The organism is Nocardia suismassiliense (assembly GCF_900269665.1).
Lineage (GTDB): Bacteria > Actinomycetota > Actinomycetes > Mycobacteriales > Mycobacteriaceae > Nocardia > Nocardia suismassiliense.
Map to the genome: position 1 here is coordinate 1619517 of NZ_LT985361.1, position 21294 is coordinate 1640810.

Annotated in this window: 20 protein-coding genes; 8 read left to right on the top strand and 12 right to left on the bottom strand. The window is 68.9% G+C overall.

The annotated features are described in order from the left end of the window. Positions 1–107: 107 nt before the first annotated feature. The 3 genes from DBO33_RS07235 to DBO33_RS07245 are packed head-to-tail and all read right to left on the bottom strand — an operon-like array spanning position 108 to position 2630. A complete protein-coding gene (locus DBO33_RS07235; protein ID WP_107660048.1) occupies positions 108–332 on the bottom strand; it encodes a hypothetical protein in 225 nt (74 codons plus the stop codon). Between the two features lie 21 nt (positions 333–353). Continuing rightward, positions 354–1850, bottom strand: coding sequence for a phospho-sugar mutase (locus DBO33_RS07240; RefSeq protein ID WP_107654330.1), 1497 nt, complete (start codon positions 1848–1850; stop codon positions 354–356). Further along, positions 1851–2630, bottom strand: coding sequence for a purine-nucleoside phosphorylase (locus DBO33_RS07245; protein ID WP_107660049.1), 780 nt, complete (start codon positions 2628–2630; stop codon positions 1851–1853). Between the two features lie 130 nt (positions 2631–2760). On the opposite strand from DBO33_RS07245, the gene DBO33_RS07250 reads away from it, so the two are divergent. The 3 genes from DBO33_RS07250 to DBO33_RS07260 all read left to right on the top strand — a co-directional run bounded on the left by DBO33_RS07250 (position 2761) and on the right by DBO33_RS07260 (position 6110). Then, entirely contained in the window at positions 2761–3465 is a 705-nt protein-coding gene (locus DBO33_RS07250; RefSeq protein WP_107654331.1) for an enoyl-CoA hydratase-related protein, read from the top strand. A gap of 213 nt (positions 3466–3678) precedes the next feature. After that, complete coding sequence (locus tag DBO33_RS07255) at positions 3679–4851, top strand: M20 family metallopeptidase (RefSeq protein ID WP_107660050.1); 1173 nt, start codon at positions 3679–3681, stop codon at positions 4849–4851. A gap of 107 nt (positions 4852–4958) precedes the next feature. Continuing rightward, positions 4959–6110 carry a M20 family metallopeptidase gene (locus DBO33_RS07260; protein WP_107660051.1) on the top strand — a complete coding sequence of 384 codons (1152 nt, stop codon included), beginning with the start codon at positions 4959–4961 and terminating at the stop codon, positions 6108–6110. Positions 6111–6165: 55 nt separating this feature from the next. Here DBO33_RS07260 and DBO33_RS07265 read toward each other — a convergent pair whose 3' ends face one another. Continuing rightward, positions 6166–6639, bottom strand: a complete 474-nt coding sequence (locus tag DBO33_RS07265) for a gamma-glutamylcyclotransferase (RefSeq protein ID WP_107654332.1) — start codon at positions 6637–6639, stop codon at positions 6166–6168. 359 nt (positions 6640–6998) lie between these two features. On the opposite strand from DBO33_RS07265, the gene DBO33_RS07270 reads away from it, so the two are divergent. The 4 genes from DBO33_RS07270 (at position 6999) to DBO33_RS07285 (ending at position 12092) form a co-directional block, all read left to right on the top strand. After that, positions 6999–8402: an NAD(P)H-quinone dehydrogenase gene (locus DBO33_RS07270; RefSeq protein ID WP_107654333.1), complete on the top strand. Its 1404-nt coding sequence runs from the start codon at positions 6999–7001 to the stop codon at positions 8400–8402. A gap of 250 nt (positions 8403–8652) precedes the next feature. Next, positions 8653–9729, top strand: coding sequence for a hypothetical protein (locus tag DBO33_RS07275; protein ID WP_234390724.1), 1077 nt, complete (start codon positions 8653–8655; stop codon positions 9727–9729). Between the two features lie 78 nt (positions 9730–9807). Continuing rightward, positions 9808–10824, top strand: coding sequence for a hypothetical protein (locus DBO33_RS07280; RefSeq protein ID WP_107660053.1), 1017 nt, complete (start codon positions 9808–9810; stop codon positions 10822–10824). 92 nt (positions 10825–10916) lie between these two features. Beyond that, the gene (locus tag DBO33_RS07285) at positions 10917–12092 is read left to right on the top strand and encodes an aminotransferase-like domain-containing protein (RefSeq protein WP_107654334.1); all 1176 of its coding nucleotides are present in this window, start codon (positions 10917–10919) and stop codon (positions 12090–12092) included. 4 nt (positions 12093–12096) lie between these two features. On the opposite strand, the gene glpK is transcribed toward DBO33_RS07285, so the two are convergent. Next, on the bottom strand, positions 12097–13596 hold the full coding sequence (gene glpK, locus DBO33_RS07290) for a glycerol kinase GlpK (protein ID WP_107654335.1): 1500 nt from the start codon (positions 13594–13596) through the stop codon (positions 12097–12099). A gap of 323 nt (positions 13597–13919) precedes the next feature. Between glpK and glpD the strand changes: the two genes are divergently transcribed. Continuing rightward, a complete protein-coding gene (glpD, locus tag DBO33_RS07295) occupies positions 13920–15683 on the top strand; it encodes a glycerol-3-phosphate dehydrogenase (RefSeq protein ID WP_107654336.1) in 1764 nt (587 codons plus the stop codon). 7 nt (positions 15684–15690) lie between these two features. Here glpD and DBO33_RS07300 read toward each other — a convergent pair whose 3' ends face one another. From DBO33_RS07300 to DBO33_RS07330, 7 genes are all read right to left on the bottom strand, one after another. Continuing rightward, the gene (locus DBO33_RS07300; protein WP_107654337.1) at positions 15691–16989 is read right to left on the bottom strand and encodes a sensor histidine kinase; all 1299 of its coding nucleotides are present in this window, start codon (positions 16987–16989) and stop codon (positions 15691–15693) included. Beyond that, complete coding sequence (locus tag DBO33_RS07305; RefSeq protein ID WP_107654338.1) at positions 16986–17660, bottom strand: response regulator transcription factor; 675 nt, start codon at positions 17658–17660, stop codon at positions 16986–16988. Before DBO33_RS07305 ends, DBO33_RS07300 begins: the two co-directional genes overlap by 4 nt. A 64-nt stretch (positions 17661–17724) precedes the next feature. Then, a complete protein-coding gene (locus DBO33_RS07310; protein ID WP_107654339.1) occupies positions 17725–17946 on the bottom strand; it encodes a hypothetical protein in 222 nt (73 codons plus the stop codon). A 92-nt stretch (positions 17947–18038) separates the two neighbouring features. Beyond that, the gene (locus DBO33_RS07315) at positions 18039–18608 is read right to left on the bottom strand and encodes a TetR/AcrR family transcriptional regulator (protein ID WP_107660054.1); all 570 of its coding nucleotides are present in this window, start codon (positions 18606–18608) and stop codon (positions 18039–18041) included. Between the two features lie 98 nt (positions 18609–18706). Next, positions 18707–20068, bottom strand: coding sequence for a hydroxysqualene dehydroxylase HpnE (hpnE, locus tag DBO33_RS07320; protein WP_107654340.1), 1362 nt, complete (start codon positions 20066–20068; stop codon positions 18707–18709). A gap of 54 nt (positions 20069–20122) precedes the next feature. Further along, positions 20123–20305, bottom strand: a complete 183-nt coding sequence (locus DBO33_RS07325) for a hypothetical protein (RefSeq protein WP_107654341.1) — start codon at positions 20303–20305, stop codon at positions 20123–20125. 198 nt (positions 20306–20503) lie between these two features. Continuing rightward, the gene (locus DBO33_RS07330; protein WP_107654342.1) at positions 20504–21286 is read right to left on the bottom strand and encodes a DNA-formamidopyrimidine glycosylase family protein; all 783 of its coding nucleotides are present in this window, start codon (positions 21284–21286) and stop codon (positions 20504–20506) included. Positions 21287–21294 lie beyond the last annotated feature (8 nt).

A 21294-nucleotide genomic window follows, 5' to 3' on the forward strand; every position in this document is an offset into this window, starting at 1 on the left:
CCAGCCCCCGGATGCCTCCGGCCGGACTTCGACACCGGGCCTGGGCCGCCGGTGTCACTCCGCTCGGTGTTGCCGGGTGCCCGGCCCGGTGCGCCGCGCGCGTGAGTTCACCCGTCCTGGGCTCGGGTGAACAGCTCGAGGTGGAAGCAGTCCTTGCATCGATAGGCATCGACCAGCCAGTGCGCGCGGCCGGTCCGTTTCGCGCCCCAGAAGCCGATCTCCAACGGTCCTTCGACCCAGCGGGCATGGCCGCGTGAACTGTCGCCGGAGTCCTCGATGAAGCCGGGCATCATGCCCTCGCTGCCGCAGTGGGTACAGTGCATCGCCGTCATCATCTGATGATGACGGCTGGGTCAGAGCCCCCGGCAGTAATCGCGCAATGCGGAAAGGTGTTGTCCCGCAGTTGTCCTGGCAGCGGGCAGTTCGGCAGGCGCCGCGACCGGGGTGACCACCTCTAGATAGCACTTGAGTTTCGGCTCGGTGCCCGACGGCCGGATCACGACGCGCGCGCCGCTGCCCTCGAAAACGAGGGCGTCCGTGCGCATCCGGCCGCGCACCTGGAGCTGGTCGGTGTACTTGACCGGCTCGCCCGCGATCTGGTCCGGCGGGTTCGCGCGCAACCGGGCGACCCCGTCCGCGGCGGCCGCCGCCGAATCCAGCCGCAGCGACACCTGATCGGTGCTGTGCAGGCCGAATTCCAGGGCGTAGTCGTCGAGTTGGTCGGTCAGGGTGCGGCCCGCCGCCTTCAGGCGGGCGACCAGGTCTGCGGTCAGCACGGCGGCCGAGATGCCGTCCTTATCGCGCACGGCCGCCGGGTCGACGCAGTGGCCGATCGCCTCCTCGTAGGCATAGACCAGGCCGTCGCCCGCGCGGGCCAGCCATTTGAAGCCGGTGAGCGTTTCGGCGTAGCGGGCGCCGCGGGCCGGGGCGAGCTTGGACAGCAGCCGCGACGACACGATCGTGGTGGCCACCAGCGCGTCCGGCGGTGCGGTGCGCAGCACGCAGTCGCCGAGCAGCACGCCGGTCTCGTCACCGCGCAACATTCGCCAGGTGTTGTCCGGCAGCGGAATTCCGACGGCACAGCGGTCCGCGTCGGGGTCGACCGCAATCGCGACATCCGCGCCGACCCGTACGGCGAGGGCGAGCAGCAGATCGGTGGCGCCGGGTTCCTCGGGATTGGGGAACGCGACCGTCGGGAAGTCGGGATCGGGCTCGAACTGCTCCTCGACCACGTGCACGTCGGTGAATCCCGCTGCGGCGAGCGCCTGCACCACCAGCTGACCGCCGACTCCGTGCAGCGGCGTCAGCGCGATCCGGATCGCGGCCCGCGCACCCGCGCCGCCGAGCACCGAGGGCAGCGAGGACACCCGGTTCAGGTAACGCTGCACGATGTCGTCGTCCGCCGGGGTTACCGGGGTGCGGGCGACGGGTTCGGTGACCGCGTCGATGCACTTCTCGATCTCGGTGTCCGCGGGGGCCAGCAGCTGCGAGCCGCCGTCGAGGTAGACCTTGTAGCCGTTGTCGGTGGCCGGATTGTGTGAGGCGGTGATCTGCACGCCCGCGACCGCACCGAGCTCGCGCACCGCGTACGCGACCACCGGCGTCGGCAGCGGACCGGGCAGCAAGGTCACCGGAAAACCCGCCGCGGCAAAGATTTCCGCCGTCGCGGTGGCGAATTCGGCGGACCCGTGCCGCGCGTCGCGTCCCACGACCACCGCGCCACCACCAAGGCACCGCCCGCGCAGCCACTCGACGAGTCCGGCGGTGGCCCTGGTCACCGTCGTCACGTTCATGCCGTCCGGGCCGTCCTGCAGCGGGCCACGCAGGCCGGCGGTGCCGAAGCGCAGCATCTACACCCGTTCCAGCACGCCGCGCAGCAGCTTGCCCAATCGTGGTGCGGCCGCGTGACCTTCGGCCAGCACCTCGGCGTGCGACAGATGCCCGCCGGTGACGCCGGCGGCCAGATTGGTGACCAGGGAGATGCCGAGCACCCGGGCACCGAGCGCGCGACAGGCGATCGCCTCCAGCACCGTCGACATGCCGACCAGGTCGGCGCCCAGGGTGCGCAGCATCCGGATCTCGGCCGGGGTCTCGTACTGCGGCCCGGTCAGGCCCGCATACACGCCCTCGGTCAGGGTGGGGGCGATTTCTTGTGCCAGGGCGCGCAATTCGGGATCCCACGCGTCGACGAGGTCGACGAAGGTGGCGCCGGTCAGCGGGGTCCGGGGGGTGAGGTTCAAGTGATCGTTGATCAGCGCCGGCTCGCCGACCCGCAGCCCCTCGCGGATACCGCCCGCGGCGTTGGTGAGCAGCACGATCTCGGCGCCCGCCGCGACGGCCGCGGCAACCGGGTGCACCACCTCAGCGGGCTGGTAGCCCTCGTACAGGTGCTGGCGGCCCATCAGCAGCAGCGTGGGTGTGGCACCCACGGCGACCGAGTGGATCATGCCGACGTGCCCCTGCGCACTCGGCGTCCCGAAGCCGGGCAGCTCCGGCATCGGCACGGACGCGACGGGGGTGCCGATCTCCGCGGCCGCCTCCTGCCAGCCCGAGCCGAGCACCACCGCAACCCGGTGACGCGGCACTCCAGTACGTTCGGCGATCGCCTCGGCGGCCTGTTCGGCAAGCATGATCGTCACGATAGTCCGCCCGACCCGGGCTTGCGGGTGCGCTCGCACAACCCACGGCGGCATTCCGCCGACGCTCCGGGATAGCTACCCGCGAGTAGGGGTGGTGCCGGGTGCCGGATATTCTGCACCTATGCCGTATCTGGAACGTGAAGGGGAAGTGTTCGTCCTGTACCTCGGAAACGAGGGGCAGACCGACAGCGAGAACCGCTTTCACCCGGACTGGATCGACGAGTTCCACGCTGTGCTGGACAAGGTCGAGAGCTCCGAGGGTCCCGCCGCGCTGGTCACCGTGGCGACCGGCAAGTTCTACACCAACGGCCTGGACACCGACTGGCTGTTCGCCAACCTGCAGGACTCGCACGGCTACCTGGACCGTGTGCACTCGCTCTACACCCGGTTGCTGACGTTCCCGATGCCGACGGTCGCCGCGATCAACGGCCACGCGTTCGGGGCGGGCGCCATGCTGGCCACCTCGCACGACTTCCGGGTGATGCGCGCCGATCGCGGCTTCTACTGCCTGCCCGAGGTGCACCTGGGCATGCCGTTCACCGTGGGCATGAACGCCCTGCTGACCCAGCGGCTGTCCAACCAGGTCTGCGTGCAGGCGATGACCACCGGCTACCGCTACCCGGCCGACGAGGCGATCGCCGCGGGCATCGTGGACGGCAAGGCCGACGCGGAGTCGTTGCTGGCGACCGCGGTGGCCAAGGCCGCGGCATTGGCGAGCAACCGCAAGCCGAACCTGCCGGTGATCAAGCGCGCGCTGCACGCCGAGGCGCTGGCGGGTCTGTCCGTGCCGACCACGCCGGAGAACCTGGCCTTCGCCACCGGTTAATCCCGCGGCGGCCGGCGGACACGGCGGTGTCCCTCGGCGGAGCGTGGCGTACTGAACTGCGGGAACGCCACGGCGACCCGCTGCGCCGGGCGCGACCGAACCGGCATGACTTCGCTCGGTTTGCGGCGCAGTGCAACACTGTGTGCCATGCCACCACCGCGCAGCGGGCACCAGGAATCGCGCAGCGACTACGACGTCGCGCGCGCCGATGCCATGCAGCTGTCGGACGCGGCGATCAAGGCCGCGGTCGACCAGCTGATTGATCTTTCGCACTCGATCCACGCCGAGCCGGAGCTCGCGTTCGAGGAGACGCGCAGCGTCGCCAAGACCATCGCGCCGCTCGTCGAGCGCGGCTTCGAGGTCGAGACCGGCGTGGCCGAATTGCCGACCGCGTTTCGCGCGAGCTTCGGTAGCGGGCCGTTGACCGTCGGCATCTGCGCTGAGTACGACGCGCTGCCCGGGATGGGACATGCCTGCGGGCACAACATCATTGCCGCCTCATCGGTCGGTGCCGCGCTGGGACTCGCCGACGTGGCCGACGCGCTCGGGCTGACCGTGCTGGTGCTCGGCACGCCCGCCGAGGAGAGCGGCGGCGGCAAGGTGCTGATGCTGGAGCGCGGCGTCTTCGACGACGTGGCGATGGCGATGATGGTGCATCCCGGCCCGCTCGACATCGTCGGCGCACGCTCGCTGGCGATGGCCGATCTGGCCATCACCTTCCACGGCCGGGAGGCACACGCCAGCGCCGCGCCGGAACTCGGCCGCAACGCGGGCGACGCGGTCACCGTCACGCAGGTAGCTCTTGGATTGCTGAGACAGCATCTCCAGCCTGGCCAGCAACTCCACGGTATAGTCGGCGATGGTGGCGTAGCCCCGAACATCGTGCCCGGACGTGCGGAACTGCTGTATTACCTACGCGCAGTCGACTCCGTATCCCTCGACAATCTGATGCAACGAGCGTCAGCGTGTTTCGAGGCCGGCGCCCTTGCGACCGGCTGCACCCAGGAAATCCGGACTGTCGCGCCGACATATACCGAGCTGACGCCCGATCCGGCGTTACTGTTTGCCTACCGCGAGCAGATAACCCGATTGGGGCGAGTGCCGATCGCACCCGAGCTTGAGGCACAGCGGCCGCTCGGAAGCACGGACATGGGCAACGTCACCAATGTCATTCCTGGCATCCATCCGGTTATCGGAATTGATGCCGGTGGTGCGGCGACGCACCAGCCCGACTTCGCCGCGGCGAGTGTCAACGCCTCGGCGGATCGTGCGGTGGTCGATGGTGCGCTGGCTCTCGCGCGTACCGCGATCACCGCTGCCGGCGATGAAGAACACAGGGACAGGTTGTTGCAACGGCTCGTTCAACGACAGGAGGATTTTCGGTGAGCACTACCGGCCGTTCGGCCGAGCGGGCGTCGGGCACGGATACGGGTGCGTGTGCACTTGCAGAGGGCCCCGACCTCGTCGCATTGTCGAACACCGTGGGGACGGGACTGGGATCGGTCGAGGGCTGGCTGGCCGAGCACGCGGTCGACCTCGTCCAGTGGCGGCGGCACATCCACGCCAACCCGGAACTTTCCCGCACCGAGTTCGCTACCACCGAATTCATCTCCTCCTGGCTGATCAAGGCGGGCCCGACCCCGCAGCCCCTGCCCGGCGGCACCGGCCTCATCTGTGGCATCGGGCCGGAGGGCCCGCGCATCGGCCTGCGCGCCGACATGGACGCGCTGCCGCTGCAGGAGTTCACCGGCTTGAGCTTTGCCTCCACCGTGCCCGGCGTCTCGCACGCCTGCGGGCACGACGCGCACACCACGATCCTGCTCGGCACCGCGCTCGCGCTGGCCGAGGTGCCCGAGCTGCCGGTCGGCGTGCGCCTGGTCTTCCAGCCCGCCGAGGAGGTCATGCCCGGCGGCGCGATCGACGTGGTCGCCACCGGCGCGATGGAGGGTGTGGAGCGGATCTTCGCGCTGCACTGCGATCCGCGCCTGGAGGTGGGCCGGGTCGGCATCCGGGTCGGCGCGATCACCTCGGCCGCCGACACCGTCGAACTGGTGCTGGACTCGCCGGGCGGGCACACCTCGCGCCCGCATCTCACCAGCGATCTGGTCTATGCCATCGGCACCGTGATCACCGGGCTGCCCGGCCTGCTCAGCCGGCGCATCGACCCGCGCACCAGCACCGTGATGGTGTGGGGTGCGGTCAGTGCGGGCAAGGCGCCCAACGCGATTCCGCAGACCGGCATGCTCACCGGCACCGTGCGGACCGGCGATCACGCGACCTGGTCGCTGCTGGAGCCGATGGTGCGCGAGATCGTGGACGGTCTGCTCGCCCCCACCGGCGTGCGGTACCAGCTGAACTACCGTCGCGGCGTGCCGCCGGTGGTCAACGACGAGCAGTCCACCCGGATGTTCGAGGACGCGATCCGCAAGCTCGGGCCGGACGCGCTGGCCGACACCATGCAATCCGGTGGCGGCGAAGACTTCTCGTGGTACCTGGAGGAGGTGCCCGGCGCGATGGCGCGCCTGGGCGTCTGGTCCGGGCACGGCGAGCAGCTGGACCTGCACCAGCCGACGTTCGACATCGACGAGCGCGCGCTCGCGGTCGGCGTGCGGGTGCTGACGAATATCGTGCTGAACGCACGCTGAGCTGAGCGATACCGCGACGTGGTCGGCCTTCGGGCCGGCCACGTCGTCTCGTTTGTCAGCCGAAGTTGCCCGGGCCGACGTTGCGGCTGTTGCGGGTGCGCAGGGAATGTACGTAATCCTCGGGCGCACCGGCCTTTTCGGCCGCGTCGGCGATCACGCCGATATAGCGGGCCGAGGGCAGGCCGCCCTCGTACGCGTCGAGCACGTACAACCAGGCCAGCGTCGGGTCGGCGCTGCTCTCACTGCGGGTGACGCGCAGTCGGATCTTCTTGTGGATGCCGAAGTCCGAGCCCTCCCATCGATCGAGTCGCTGCTCGTCTTCGGGCGACACGTCGTAGAGCACGACGAAAACGCGGGAACCGGGCTCCTCGACGACCGTCGCCAGTGGTCCTTCCCAGCCGATGTCGTCACCAGCGAAGGTGAGCCGCCAGCCCTCCAACCAGCCCGTTCCGGACATAGGCGAGTGCGGACAGCGCTCGAGCATCTGGGTTGAGTCCATGTTGGACCCATAGGCGGCGTAGATCGGCACCAGAGAAGGGTAGCCAATAACATCCGAGGATCGACTCCATCCCGGCCAGATGCGGTGTTCCGGTCGCGCGTTCCGGGCGCGGCGGCGGGTGTGGACGGGCATCGCGTAGCGATTCCGTGGGGGGCGGCGGCCGGGCTGCTTGTTCTACACATCTGACGCTGCCGACGAAGGCTTCGGTGGAGGTCTCGTTGGTCGCCGAGTCTTTTAAAAAACGTTTAGGCGCTCTTCTCTGTGGGGAATCACGAGCTTTTGGTCCAGTCTCTGTGCCCGCTNTGGCCGGGCGGCGGGTGGGCAGACCTCGCCCGATAACGTTGACAGGTACCGGAGATCCCGGTGCGCAACCAAGAGCGGAGGTATCCATGACCCGCATAGCGATCATCGGTGGCGGACCGGCCGGCTACGAGGCGGCGCTGGTGGCGGCCCAGCACGGTGCGTCGGTGACGCTGATCGATAGCGACGGCATCGGCGGGGCATGTGTGCTCTGGGATTGTGTCCCTTCGAAAACCTTCATCGCCTCCACCGGCGTGCGCACCGACCTGCGCCGCGCCCGCGATCTCGGGATCACCCTCGATCCGAACCAGGCGAAGGTGCAACTGGCCGAGGTGAACGGCCGCGTCAAGGCGCTGGCGCTGGCCCAGTCCTCCGACATCAGGTCCAAGCTGCAGACCGTCGGCGTCACCGTGCTGGCCGGTCGCGCGGAGCTGACCGACACGTCTACCGGCCTTGCCGCGCATCACGTGCGGGCCGTGCTGGCCGACGGCACCGAGACGACCATCGAGGCCGAAGTTGTGTTGATCGCCACTGGCGCGAGCCCGCGCGTGTTGCCGGGCGCCGAGCCGGACGGTGAGCGCATCCTGAACTGGCGTCAGCTCTACGACTTGGAAGAGCTGCCGGAGACCCTGGTGGTGGTCGGCTCCGGTGTCACCGGTGCCGAATTCGTGTCCGCCTACACCGAAATGGGCGTGCGGGTGCGGCTGGTCTCCAGTCGCGACCGGGTGCTGCCCGGCGAGGACGCCGACGCCGCCCTCGTGCTGGAGGACGCGCTCGCCGAACGCGGTGTCGAGCTGGTGAAGCACGCACGCGCGGACGCGGTGGAGCGCACCGCCGAGGGCGTGGTGGTCAAGTTGTCCGACGGCCGGACCGTCGCCGGGACGCATGCGCTGATGACCGTCGGCTCCACGCCGAACACCGACGGTCTCGGATTGGAACGGGTCGGTATCGAACTCGACCGCGGCGGCTACCTGCGGGTGGACCGCGTTTCGCGGACCTCCGTACCCGGCATCTACGCCGCGGGCGACTGCACCGGCCTGCTGCCGCTGGCCTCGGTGGCCGCGATGCAGGGCCGCATCGCGATGTACCACGCGCTCGGCGAGGGCGTCAGTCCGATCCGGTTGAAGACCGTGGCGTCCGCGGTGTTCACCCGCCCGGAGATCGCCACCGTCGGCGTGAGCCAGACCGCGATCGACAACGGTGAGACGCCGGCCCGCACGGTGATGCTGCCGCTGAACACCAACCCGAGGGCCAAGATGTCGGGCCTGCGCCGGGGTTTCGTGAAGATCTTCTGCCGCCCGGCCACCGGCGTGGTCATCGGTGGTGTGGTGGTGGCGCCGATCGCGTCGGAGCTCATCCTGCCGATCGCGCTCGCCGTGCAGAACAACCTGACCGTCAACGACCTGGCCCAGACCTTCTCGGTGTACCCCTCGCTGACCGGCTCGGTGACCGAAGCCGCACGCCAGTTGATGCGCCACGACGACCTGGACTGAATGGTCTTGCGGTTCAGCCGCGTTCGTGCAGTGTGAAGTTTTCATTCACATTGCCCATCAGGCCTACATATGGTTCACTTCCCGCAGAGATGCGATCGGCGGGCGGTCGCGTGGTTCGGTGTTCGGGGGGATGGATCGTTCCCAGTCGAAACGTCGAATGACCTTCGCGTCGTTCGACGACCGGGCGTCTCGTCAGAGACAACTGAGTGCGACCGAACACAGGTCGCACCCGGGAAAGGGAATGCGAAAAGTGAAACATCGTAAGCCGAGTCGGGCGCAGCGAGCGATGGCGAGCACCTCGTTGCCACTGGCCGCCGCGGCCGCGGTGGCCTCTCTCTTGGCGGCGCCGGCGGGGGCAGCTCCCAATGATCCGACCATTCCACCCACCACCGCGCCGCCGAGCCCCGCTCCGGCGCAGCCAGGGGTGAACGAGGCACCGCCGAGCCCCGATACCACCAAGCCGGATCCGAACAAGCCGGATCCGAACAAGCCGCAGGGTCCGAGCCAGCCGGGTGTCACCACGCCGGGCCAGCCGGGGGTCAATACGCCGGATCCGGTCATGCCGAATCCGAACAAGGATCCGCGGCTGGCGCAGCCGACCCAGCCGGGTGTCACCACCCCGCGGATCGCGCCGCTGCCGGTGCCGGGTCAGTCCGGCCAGCAGGGGCAGGCCCAGCCCGCGGTGACGCCGGATACCCCGGACGGCGAGCAGACGCCGGCCCAGCCCGGCACCACGCCGCAGCAGCCGGGTACGCCGAACACGCCGCCGCGCACCCAGAACACCCCGGGTAGCGACGAGAACACCCAGGCACAGCAGCCCGAGACGCTGGTTCAGCCGCAGCAGCCCCGCTGGCAGGCCCCGCGACTGGAAGAGGCCCCGCCCGCACCCGTCGTCGAGATGACCGGTCCGCACCAGGAGATCGGTGCGAACATCGACGGTGGCGCGCTGCTGCCGGGCCACGTGGCCAACACCCATCACTTCAACAACGAGTCGGGTTACGTCGGCACCATCGGGTACCGCACCCCGGCCGGTGCCGGTGAGGCCGGTGTGTCGGTCGAATACGTCGACACCAACACCGTCAAGGTGACCACCTACACCGGTGGTGTCGGCCTGACCGACAACAAGACGGTCTCCGTCTTCGACACCACCCAGGCCAACCTGGCCAAGGCGGCCGTCGAGAACTGGATCAAGGAACAGCCGGGCGGCGCCGCGGCACTCGAAGCGGCCGCGCAAGTTAAGCTTCCGCTGCAGCCGGGCGATCTGGCTCCGCAAACGGTCGAAGTGGGTGGCGTGACCACCCAGTGGGGTGGTTCACTCCAGTACTGAGACGACTGGGGTTGATTCGACGGGTGGGGCGGTCGTTCGCGACCGCCCCACACGTGTGTCTTGGGGAAAGGATTGGGTGTGACCTCCGACGGTGATCCGAGGGAGAACGAATCCGACGACCAGTCCGCGTCGGATTTCGGACCTCCGGTGGGTGAATTCGGCCCGCCTGTCTCAGAATTCGGTCCGCCCGTCTCCGAATTCGGCCCGCCGATGGGGGATACCGGTCCGCGCTGGCAGGTGCCGGAGCAGACCGCCGACCATCCCGAGCTGGTGTGGCGGCCCGCCGCCGACGCGGGGCCGACACCGCCGCCGCAGTACCGTGCGCCTGATTCCGCGGCGGTCGCCGAGCCGCCGCCGGGACCGCCCGCGCCGCCTCGGGTACCGCCCGCCGATCGCGAGCAGCCCGCGCGAGCTGCCGGGGACCCGGACAAGGACTCGTGGTGGAACCGCCCGACCGATACGGGCAGCGTGCCGAAACCGCCTCCGTTGAGCGCGCCGGGACTGTCCTGGGCGGATGATCCGATCGCGAAGCGGTTGGCGCCGACCGCGCCGGTCGTGGCGCCGCCGACGCCGCGGAGTTCCGGTTCGCATACCGGTCGCAACGTGGTCGCAGGCATCCTGGCACTCGTCATCCTGGTGGGATTGACGGTGACGGTGATCATGGTGTCCCGGAACAGCGCTGACAGCCCCACACCGCCGGTCGCGAGCACCACCCCGGTGCTGAGTTGTCCGACCACCAAGGACGGCAAGGTGACCCTCGGCAACGGCAGCGGCGACACCGCCAGCGGAGCAGGCGCGATCCTCGGCTTCCAGTACGCCTTCTATGTCGAGCGCAGCGGTGAGCGCGCCCGCAAGTTCGTCGCCGACGACGCGCTGAACGTGTCTCCCGCGGCGTCCATTCAGAAGGGCATCGATGACGAGGTTCCCATCGGTACCAGGCATTGCATGCGCATCCTCGAACTGACACCGGGAACCTACGAGGTGGATCTGCAGGAGTTCCGGCCGGACGAGACCAAGCGGCTCTACAAGCAGACCATCACCACGGTGGAGCGTGACGGCAGGCATCTGCTGTATACGATCGATGAGCGCCAATAGTTCTCAAATATTGAGATATTGGTTTCATATCTTGGTCACCCATATGCGACAGTGGAATCTCGCGTAACTCGGCGTTCCGTTCGGAGGTTCCCATGTCGCCGACCATTCCACCGCTCGCGGCCAAGCTCGGCGGACTGCAGAGCTCGGCAATCCGTGACCTGCTGAAGCTCACCGCGCGCGCCGAGATCATCGGCTTGGCCGGTGGGTTGCCGGATGCGGAACTGATGCCGCGCGAGCGGATCGCGGCTGCCGCGGATACGGCGCTCAGCAGCGCGGGCTGCCTGCAATACACCGAGTCGCCCGGCTGGCGACCGTTGCGCGCGGTGCTCACCGAGCGGGAGTCTTTGCGGCTCGGTAGGTCGGTGACCATCGACGAGGTGTTCGTGACCCATGGCTCACAGCAGGCACTTTCGCTGCTGGCCGAGGTGCTGTTGGATCCCGGCGCGCTGGTCGTCGTCGAGGATCCGGCGTATGTCGGTGCGCTGCAAGTGTTTCGGGCCGCCGGTGCGCGAATCGTCGCGGTGCCGCTGGATGCCGAGGGCATGCGCACCGACGCGCTCGCCGACCTGCTCGCCCGTGGCGAACGCCCGGCCCTGGTGCACACGGTGAGCAACTTCCACAACCCGGGCGGGGTGACGATGAGCCCGCGGCGTCGCGCCGAACTCGCCGAACTCGCTGACGCACATGGTTTCTGGGTGATCGAGGATGATCCGTACGGCGAGCTGTGGTTCGACAACCCGCCGCCCGCACCCGTGGCAACCTACTCCCGCAACGTGATTCGGCTGTCGAGCGCCTCCAAGATACTGGCGCCCTCGCTGCGCGTTGGCTGGATGGTCGCACCGGACCCCGTGTGCCGCGCCGTGGAACTGCTGAAACAAGGTGCGGACCTATGCGGTTCGGCGCTGACCCAGCAGATCGCCGCCGACCTGCTCGCCGACGAGACCTGGCTGTCCGCCCACGTCGACCACGTGCGCACGGTCTACGGCGAGCGCGCCAAGTCGCTGGTGCACGCGGTGCGCACCCGCTTCGGCGACCGCGTGCGCTGCACCGACGCCACCGGCGGCATGTTCGTCTGGGCCGACTTCACCGACGACACCGACACCCAGGCGCTGCTCCCGCGTGCCCTCGAGGCAGGCGTCGCCTACGTCCCCGGCTCCGCCTTCGCCGTCGACGGTGGCTACCGCAACTCGCTGCGCATGTGCTTCACCACCTCCGACAGCGCCACGCTGACCGAGGCAGTGGACCGACTGGCCCGCGCCGCGCGGTAGCGGGTCAGTCCGCCCAGTTGTAGGTGCGTTCGACGGCCTTGTTCCAGGACTTCCAGTGTTCGTCGCGGTCTTCGGCGGACATGGTCGGCTGCCACGTCTTATCGGCCGCCCAGTTCTCCCGGATGTCGTCGGTGCCGGACCAGTAGTCGACCGCGAGGCCGGCCGCGTAGGCGGCACCGAGGGCGGTGGTTTCGTTGACGACCGGGCGCACCACGGGCACGTCGAGGATGTCGGACTGGAACTGCATGAGCAGGTCGTTGCTGACCATGCCGCCGTCCACCTTCAGCGTGGTCAGTTCGAGGTCGAGCTGCTCGGATTCGGCGTCGGCGCGCATGGCGTCGACCACCTCGCCGGTTTGAAAAGCGGTGGACTCCAGCACGGCTCGGGCCAGGTGGGCCTTGTTGACGTAGCGGGTGAGCCCGGCGATCACGCCGCGGGCGTCGGGTCGCCAGCGTGGCGCGAACAGCCCGGAGAAGGCGGGCACGATGTAGGCGCCGCCGTTGTCCTCGACGCTGCGGGCCAGCGGCTCGATCTCGTCGGCCGAGGAGATGATGCCGAGATTGTCCCGGAACCATTGCACCAGTGAGCCGGTGACCGCGATCGACCCCTCCAGCGCGTACACGGCGGGCTCGTCGCCGAGCTGATAGCAGACGGTGGTGAGCAGGCCGTGCTTGCTGACCACGGGCGTGGTCCCGGTGTTGAGCAGCATGAAATTGCCGGTGCCGTAGGTGTTCTTGGCTTCGCCGGGGGACAGGCAGGCCTGGCCGAAGGTGGCGGCCTGCTGGTCGCCGAGGATGCCCGCGACCGGAATCCCTTGCAGCGGACCGGAGCTGATCTCCGCGTACACCTCCGAGGAACTGCGGATCTCCGGCAGCATCGACTCCGGCACCCCGAACTCCGCGCAGATCTCCGAATCCCATTGGCGCATATTCAGATCCATCAGCATGGTGCGCGACGCGTTGGTCACGTCGGTGATGTGCTCACCGGTCAGGTTCCACAGCACCCAGCTGTCCATGGTGCCGAAGCACAGCTCGCCCGCCTCGGCCCGTTTGCGCGCACCGTCGACATTGTCCAGAATCCAGCGCAGCTTCGGCCCGGCGAAGTAGGTGGACAGCGGCAGGCCGGTGCGCTCCTGATAGCGGGTCGGCCCGATATCGCCGCCGAGTTCGGTGGTCAGCCGGTCGGTGCGGGTGTCCTGCCAGACGATGGCATGGTGAATCGGCTTGCCGGTGGACCGATCCCACACCACGGTGGTCTCGCGCTGGTTGGTGACGCCGACCGCCGCGATGTCGTCTTTGCTGAGTTTTTGCTGCTTCAGCACCTCACCCAGCACGAATTCGGTGTTCTCCCAGATGGTTTCGGCGTCGTGCTCGACCCAGCCCCGGCGTGGAAAGATCTGTTCGTGTTCCCGCTGGGCCACGCCGACGACGCGCCCCTGCCGATCGAAAACGATGCAGCGACTCGAAGTCGTGCCCTGGTCGATGGCGGCCACATAGCGACGCATTCGTGCAGGTTACTAAACACCGAGCGCGCTGTGTCCGATTGCGGCCACGCGGGTCCTCGATGGTCACGCCGGCTTCCCGGCGTCGGGCTCGGGGCGGATTGCCCGCCGGGCCCGCCGCTGCGCCGGGCTGTGGATCACATGGCCGCCCGCGCCCCGCTCGATTAGGGTCGAGAGCAGTTACCGACGAGTAGCGCTCAACGACACGAGCGACGCCGTGGTCGAAGAGATCCGTGGCACCTGGCATAGCCTGTAGCAAGAGCGGCTCGATCGAATGCGCGAACAAGACCACTACGTCGTCGACAACGCGGCTGGAGGAGTCGAGCATGACCAAGAAACCGGAGTCCCAGTTCCTCGGTCCGGAGCAGCGCGGGACGGCCTGGGAGCGGTTCGGCAAGGACCATTTCGACGTGGTCGTCATCGGCGGCGGCGTGGTCGGCGCGGGTATCGCGCTCGACGCGGCCACCCGCGGGCTGAAGGTCGCGCTGGTCGAGGCGCGTGACCTCGCCTCCGGCACGTCGAGCCGGTCGTCGAAGATGTTCCACGGTGGCCTGCGCTATCTGGAGCAGTTGGAGTTCGGCCTGGTCCGCGAGGCGCTGAAGGAACGCGAGCTCGCACTGTCCGCGCTCGCGCCGCACCTGGTGAAACCGCTGCGCTTCCTCTATCCGCTCACCCATCGCGCGTGGGAGCGGCCGTACGTCGCGGCGGGGCTGATGCTCTACGACACCATGGGCGGTGCCAAATCCGTTCCGGGCCAGCGCCATCTCACCCGGATGGGCGCACTGCGGCTGGCTCCCGGCCTCAAGCGCAGCGCGCTGATCGGCGGCGTCAGCTACTACGACACCGTCGTCGACGACGCCAGGCACACCATGACCGTGGCCCGCACCGCCGCGCACTACGGCGCGGTGATCCGCACCTCCACCCAGGTCGTCGGCTTCCTGCGCGAGGCCGACCGGGTGGTCGGCGTGCAGGTGCGCGACAGCGAGGACGGCCGCACCGCCGACATCCGCGCGCACGTGGTGATCAACTCGACCGGCGTGTGGACCGACGAGGTGCAGGCACTGGCGCATCAGCGCGGCCGTTTCCACGTCCGGGCCTCGAAGGGCGTGCACATCGTGGTGCCGCGCGATCGCATCGTGAGCGACGCCGCGATCATCCTGCGCACCCCGACTTCGGTGCTGTTCGTCATCCCCTGGGGCACCCACTGGATCATCGGCACCACCGATACCGACTGGAACCTCGACCTCGCCCATCCGGCGGCGACCAAGGCCGACATCGACTATCTGCTGGACCGGGTCAACGACGTGCTGGTCACTCCGCTCACCCACGCCGACATCGACGGCGTCTACGCAGGCCTGCGCCCGCTGCTGGCGGGGGAGAGCGACGAGACCTCGAAGCTGTCCCGCGAGCACGCCGTCGCCCGGGTCGCGCCCGGCCTGGTCAGCATCGCGGGCGGCAAGTACACCACCTATCGGGTGATGGCCTACGACGCCGTCGACGAAGCGGCACAGGACATTCCGGCCCGGGTGTCGCCGTCGATCACCGAGAAGGTGCCGCTGCTCGGCGCCGACGGCTACTTCGCGCTGGTCAACCAGACGGTGCAGCTGGCCGAGGCGTACGGCGTGCACCCGTACCGGATCAAGCACCTGCTCGATCGGTACGGCTCGCTCATCGACGAGGTGCTGGCGCTGGCGGACGGCAAACCCGAACTGCTGCAGCCCATTACCGAGGCGCCGTCGTACCTGCAGGTGGAGGCCGTGTACGCGGCCGCCGCCGAGGGCGCGCTGCACCTGGACGACATCCTGGCCCGGCGCACCCGCATCTCCATCGAATACCCGGACCGCGGCGCCGACTGCGCCGAGCAGGTGGCTCGCCTCGTCGCGCCGGTCCTCGGCTGGGACGAAGCCGAAATCGAGCGGGAGATAACGACTTACCGCGCACGCGTCGAGGCCGAGATCCGTTCGCAGACCCAGCCCGACGACGACTCCGCCGATGCGCTGCGCATCGCCGCCCCCGAACCGCGCCCCGAGATTCTGGAGCCGGTGCCGGTGGACGGCGTGCACAAGGCTGTGCGGCAACCGAATCGGTAGCGTCGGCTCAGGAGAGGCCGAGTGTGGGCGGCGGCAGTGCGATGGTCGCGATGGCGCCGCCGCCCGGTGCGGGCTCCATTGTCGCGGTGCCGCCGTGTAATTCGGCGATCCAGGCGACCAGCGCCAGCCCGATGCCGCTGCCCCGCCCCCCGGTGACGCCGCGCGCGAACGGATTGCTCGACAGCTGTGGGTGCAGCCCCGCGCCGTGGTCGCGCACGCTGACCCGACCCTGCGCAACGTGCACTTCTACCGGAGCGTCGGGGTTGATCGCACCGTGCGTGATCGCATTCTCGATGAGGTTACGCACCGCGAGGCTCAGCAGGCTCGGGTCGCCGACGACGACCGTCGGTTCGCTCTGCACGACGACATTCGCCTTGAACTCCTCGACCACCGACTCGGTGAGCTGATCGAGCAGCAACTGCACCCGCTCCATCGTCGTCACCCCCGCCTGCATTCGGGCCCGCGCGAGCAGGCCGGTGACGATCCGCTCCATCCGGGTCCCCAGCGCGCCCGCGTCGGCCAGTGCGCGCTCCACCTCGTGCGGACTGCGTCGGCGCGGCGCGGTGACCAGCCCCAAAGTAGTGAGTGGCGTACGCAATTCGTGGGCGGCGTCACCGAGGAAGCGTTCCTGCTCCTCGACGAGCAGCAGCGCCTGGCGCATGCTGCGGCCCGAAAGCGCGTGGGCGGCAAGGGCGGACAGGGTGACGAGCGTCAGTCCGCCGACCACGAGCGCCCAGAGCAGCACCGCCCGGTCCCGATCCACCAGTCCCGGATTGGTGCCCGCGACGACGACTGCCTCCGTTTTGGTGTCCTCCCAGAAGACCGGCGTCGCCGCGAGCCGCACCGGCCGGCCCGCGCTGTCGTAGCCGTCCTGGAATACGGTCTCGCCCGCGCGCACGGCATCGTCGGCCAGCGCCGCCACACCGGTGGTCGGTGGCAGCCAGGACCGCAGGTGCCCATAGATTTCCCGCCAGTGCCCGGTGTCGTCGTTCGTGACGATCAGGACCGCGGTCTCGCCGTTGGCCAGATCGTCCTTCTCCACCAACTCGAGATCGATGACCTGGTCGTCGGGGTTGAATTCGACGCTGCGCCAGAGACCGGTGACCACTCGGTCCAGGCTGTCGTCGATGGCATTGTGCCGCGAGCGTGCGTCAATGATGGCCGCGAGCACGCCGAGAATGATCAGACAGGTCGCGGTGATCACGGTGATGAGGGCGGTCAGCAGCCGGCGGGTGCGGCGCAGCCTGGCCACGGCGGGCAGTACGCCCGCGGCGCGACCGGACAACGCCGATGCCGTGGGAATCAACGTGCGAATGAGTCACTTCCGATCATGAAGCCGGTGCCGCGCACGGTCTCGATCACCTGCGGCGGCCCGAGCTTGCGGCGCAGCTGCGCGATCACGGCGTCCACCACATTCGAGGCGGGCTCGGCCATCTCGTCCCAGCAGCACTCGATGAGCTCGCTGCGCGAGACCACGTTGCCCGCGCGGGTGGCGAGCAGCTCGAGCACCGCGAACTCCTTCGGGGTCAGCGACCGCAGGATGCCCGCGCGCTGCACCCGGCGGCGCGGCAGGTCGATGTCGATATCGCCGAGCACGAGGCGCGCGGGCGCCGGATGTTCGCGTCGGCGGCTCAGCGCGCGCACCCTGGCGGCCAGTTCCGGCATCGCGAACGGTTTGACCAGGTAGTCGTCGGCGCCGTGCTCGAAACCGGCGATGCGATCGGCGAGGCCGTCGCGTGCGGTGAGCATCAGCACCGGCACCCGCTGGCCCGCGGCGCGCTGGACGGCGACCAGTTGCAGTCCGTCGCCGTCGGGCAGGCCGCGATCGACGATGAGGACGTCGTAGGTGTTGATGGAGATCTTCAGGTCGGCGTCGGCGAGGTGGTGGGCGAGGTCGACGGCGAAGCCCGCCGAACGCAGCCCGGCCGCGACTTCGTTTCCCAGACCTTCGTCGTCCTCGACCACCAGCACACGCACGAGATCAGAGAGTATGCCATTTCAGATCGGGCCGATCCGGCACACCGGACCGGCCCGGCCGGGATCAGTTGGTGGAGTAGTACAGATCCCATTCACCGGTGGGGGTCTGCTGGCATTGCCACCACGTCCAGTCCGGATGCGCGGGTGCGTCGGAGCCATCCGCCCGGCACGCGGCTTCGGTGCCGTAGGTGCCTACGTAGATCGTCTCCGCTGTGGCCACCGCCGACCCTCCGGCGACGAGGCCGGCCGAAAGTGCAACGGCCGCAAGCAAAGTGCTGAACTTCATCTGTTTCCTCTCTCCCCGGCGCGAGATCCGCGCCTTGGTGAAAGAAAACCAAGTTGTTCGTGAGATTTTCGTGAGGGCGCCGACGCCGCAGGTCAGCGGGGTGCTTCCAGCCGTACCGCCCAGCCGACGAGCGAGCGAAGGTAGCGCAGCACCATCTCGTCCGGATAGGTCGCCGGATCGGTGAGGTGCAGCCGGGCCAGTTCTTCCATGGCCGCCAACAGGATTCGTTCGGTCGGTCCTTCCGGGTCGACGGTGACGCCCGCGTAGCGGGATAGGTGGCGCGCGCCGATCGCCCGGGCGTAGGACCGGCCGAGTTCGAGCCGATCGCGCAGATCGGGCGGGCCGCCGTCCGGTGGGCTGAGCATGATCCGCCAACTGGTCGGCGCCGCATGTAGATAGGCGAGGATGCCGCGGCCGACCTGATCCACGTCGACGGCGTCGGACCAGTCGACGCTGCCGACCCCGGCCAGCGCGATCTCGGACTCGCGGTCGAGCAGCGCGGTCATCAGCCCGGACAGGTCGGTGAACTGCTGATACACCAGGGCGCGGGCGACCTGGGACTCGCGCGCCACCCGATCGATGGTGACCGCGCCGAAACCGTCGGCGGCGACGATGTCGCGCGCGACATCCAGCAGCTGAGCCCGCCGGTCGGCCGCCGACATCCGGCGTTTGGGGGTCGGTCGATCGACCGCGGGCTCGGCGGTCGTCGACGTACCTGTTCGGCGTTTGGCGACGTGGTCGGACGTGGTGCGATCCGTGCTCACCGCACAGACGGTAGCGCAAGCAGCAGATCGACCGCCTGCGCCGCGCTCTGTACTGCGCTTTCCATGGTCGCCGACCAGTCGGTGGCGGTCCAGTCGCCCGCGAGTACCAGCGTCGGCACCGAGGTGCGTTGCCCGGGTCGCAGCGCGTGCGTGCCGACCACCTGTGAGAAAGTAGCCTTCGGCATCCGAACCACATGTCCCTGAACAACTTTCGCTTCCCTGGCGGCGGGATAGTAGCGGCGCAGCAGGTCGATTTGCTCGGCGACGATCTCCTCGTTGGTCTTGTGGATCTGTTCGTAGGCGCCGCTGGTGGTCAGGCAGTACAGCCAGGCCTGATCGGTGCGGCGACCGGTCATCCGCTGGCGGTCGAAGACCTCATCGATCACGCCGGTGCCGCCGATCAACGCCTCGAACTCGGCCGTGGTGCCCAGCGGGCGATCCAGATACAGGTTGGTGCTGACGATCGGCGTATAGCCCAATTTGTCTGCGGCAGCATAGAGTTCGGCGTGCTCGGGCAGGTCGTCGAGCAGGCCGTTGATGTTGGAGTTGGGCACGGCGCACACCACCGCGTCCGCCGGGACGGTGGTGCCGTCGGCCAGCGCCACCCCGGTGACCCGGCCGTCGGCGATATTGATGCGCCGGGCCACCGCGCGATGCTTGACCTCGACCCCATGTCGCGCAAAGACTTTCAGCGCACCGGTGATGAACAGCGTGTCCAGGTCGGTGGTGGGGTAACCGATGGTGGCCGGGCGCCGGTGCTTGATGCCGAGGCGGATGCCGGTGGCCATCACGTCTGCGAGCACCTTCGCCGATTCCTGCTGCACCGGTTCGGCGGCGACCCCGAGCGCCAGCCAATCCCACAGGGCCTCACGGGCTTTCGCGGGCATGCCGATGCGGTTGAACCACTGCTCGGTGGTCAGGTCGGGCAGGTCGGCGGGCTGGTGCAGGCATTGCCAGCCGAGCCGGAGGGTCGCCACGGTGGCGCGGGCCCGCTCGAGCAGACTGGCGTCGGGGTGCGCCCCGGACAGGGTGCGCAGCGCGCCGAATCCCTTGGTGCTCATGGTGGCGCTGCGGCCGTCGGGCCAGCGCAGGGTGGCCCGCTCCGGGAAGGCGACGTACTGCCGGGTGCCGATGCTGGTGAGATACCGGAACAGGTGATCGTAGCCGCTGGCGATCACGTGCTGGCCGTTGTCCGGCGGGTCGTCGACCACATCCACCTTCATGGCGTGGGTGCGGCCGCCGAGCCGGCCGCGCCGTTCCAGCAGGGTGACGTTCTTGCCTGCCTGGGCCAGCCAGACCGCGGCCGCGAGGCCGGCCAGTCCGCCGCCGATGACCACGTATTGCCGTGGATCGTTCATGCCGCACTCCTCATTAACTTACAACTTGCAAGTTAGGTGGGTGCGGTCAGTTCGTCAAGGGCGCGGCGACACCGAGGAGATCGGCGGGTGCGGCGCCCGCGGCGTATCGGTGGGCGAACTCGGATGGAGCAGAAGGTAACTGAACAGCGCGGTGGCCAGAGTCGCCAGCGCGGCGAAGAAGAGGCGCGAGGCGATCGCGAGCAGTGGTCGTCTGCTCGATCTCGATACCGTCGTCATGGCCTGCTCCTGTGCTGTGTCGTGACTGCCGCGGAGATAGTCGTGCCGAGCGCGCCGATCATTAGCAACTGAGTGGCAAATTACAGTGGTCGACGGGTGATAGCCGGTGGGCACGCCGAGCACTTCGTTCGATTGCACAGTTGATTCGGTGCGGCGAACCAACCGGCTTGGTCCGGTGGCGGACTTTCCGCGCCGGACCTAACTGCCGGGAACCGGCTGGCAGCGGGGGCAGAAGTAGATGCCGCGTTCGCGGTAGGCGATGCGGTCCGACGCGGGCGCGGGATCGCCGAGCAGCGCCCTGGCGATGGGTGTGCCACACCGTTGGCATGGGCGGTGGGTGCGACCGTAGATCAGTTCACGCCGCGGTGGTTTGCGCACCGCCTCGGTCAGCACCCGGTGTGCCTCGTGCACCAGCGCGAGCAGGTCGGGGACGTCGGCGACCGGGGTCACCGGGTGGACGCGGCGCAGGAAACAGATCTCGCTGCGGAAGACGTTGCCGATGCCGGCCAGGTTCCGCTGGTCCAGCAGCGCGACGCCGATCGGCTGGTCCGGGTAGCGCTCCAACCGTCGCACCGCCTCGGCCACGTCCCAATCCGGGCCGAGCAGGTCGGGACCGAGGTGGTCGATGATCCGGTGTTCGTCACCGACCCGCACCACTTCTACCTTGCCGAGGGAGAATCCGACGGCCTCGACCTCGGCCGTGCGCAGCACCAACCGCGCCGTCACCCGGGGTTTCGTCCAGCGCTGGCCGCAGTGGAAGATGCGCCAGGTGCCCTCCATCTTGAGATGGGTGTGGATGCTTACGGTCGGCGTCCGGATGAAGAGGTGCTTGCCGTAGCTGCCGACGCTCTCCACCACCTGGTCCCGCAGGTCGACGGTCGCATAGCGCGGCACGCGGAAGTCGCTGCCGGTCAACGTCTTCCCCTCCAGCGCCGCGCGCAGACGTGCCGCGGCCAGGTAGACGGTGTCACCCTCGGGCATGCCGCATT

Excerpts from the sequence above, each read along its gene's own strand:
- DBO33_RS07285 (WP_107654334.1), top strand. The coding sequence starts at position 10,917 with ATGTCGCCGACCATTCCACCGCTCGCGGCCAAGCTCGGCGGACTGCAG.
- DBO33_RS07315 (WP_107660054.1), bottom strand. The coding sequence starts at position 18,608 with ATGTCGGCGGCCGACCGGCGGGCTCAGCTGCTGGATGTCGCGCGCGAC.
- DBO33_RS07250 (WP_107654331.1), top strand. The coding sequence starts at position 2,761 with ATGCCGTATCTGGAACGTGAAGGGGAAGTGTTCGTCCTGTACCTCGGA.
- DBO33_RS07240 (WP_107654330.1), bottom strand. The coding sequence starts at position 1,850 with ATGCTGCGCTTCGGCACCGCCGGCCTGCGTGGCCCGCTGCAGGACGGC.
- glpD (WP_107654336.1), top strand. The coding sequence starts at position 13,920 with ATGACCAAGAAACCGGAGTCCCAGTTCCTCGGTCCGGAGCAGCGCGGG.
- DBO33_RS07245 (WP_107660049.1), bottom strand. The coding sequence starts at position 2,630 with ATGCTTGCCGAACAGGCCGCCGAGGCGATCGCCGAACGTACTGGAGTG.
- DBO33_RS07330 (WP_107654342.1), bottom strand. The coding sequence starts at position 21,286 with ATGCCCGAGGGTGACACCGTCTACCTGGCCGCGGCACGTCTGCGCGCG.
- DBO33_RS07255 (WP_107660050.1), top strand. The coding sequence starts at position 3,679 with ATGCAGCTGTCGGACGCGGCGATCAAGGCCGCGGTCGACCAGCTGATT.
- DBO33_RS07325 (WP_107654341.1), bottom strand. The coding sequence starts at position 20,305 with ATGACGACGGTATCGAGATCGAGCAGACGACCACTGCTCGCGATCGCC.
- DBO33_RS07310 (WP_107654339.1), bottom strand. The coding sequence starts at position 17,946 with ATGAAGTTCAGCACTTTGCTTGCGGCCGTTGCACTTTCGGCCGGCCTC.
- DBO33_RS07270 (WP_107654333.1), top strand. The coding sequence starts at position 6,999 with ATGACCCGCATAGCGATCATCGGTGGCGGACCGGCCGGCTACGAGGCG.
- hpnE (WP_107654340.1), bottom strand. The coding sequence starts at position 20,068 with ATGAACGATCCACGGCAATACGTGGTCATCGGCGGCGGACTGGCCGGC.
- DBO33_RS07235 (WP_107660048.1), bottom strand. The coding sequence starts at position 332 with ATGACGGCGATGCACTGTACCCACTGCGGCAGCGAGGGCATGATGCCC.
- glpK (WP_107654335.1), bottom strand. The coding sequence starts at position 13,596 with ATGCGTCGCTATGTGGCCGCCATCGACCAGGGCACGACTTCGAGTCGC.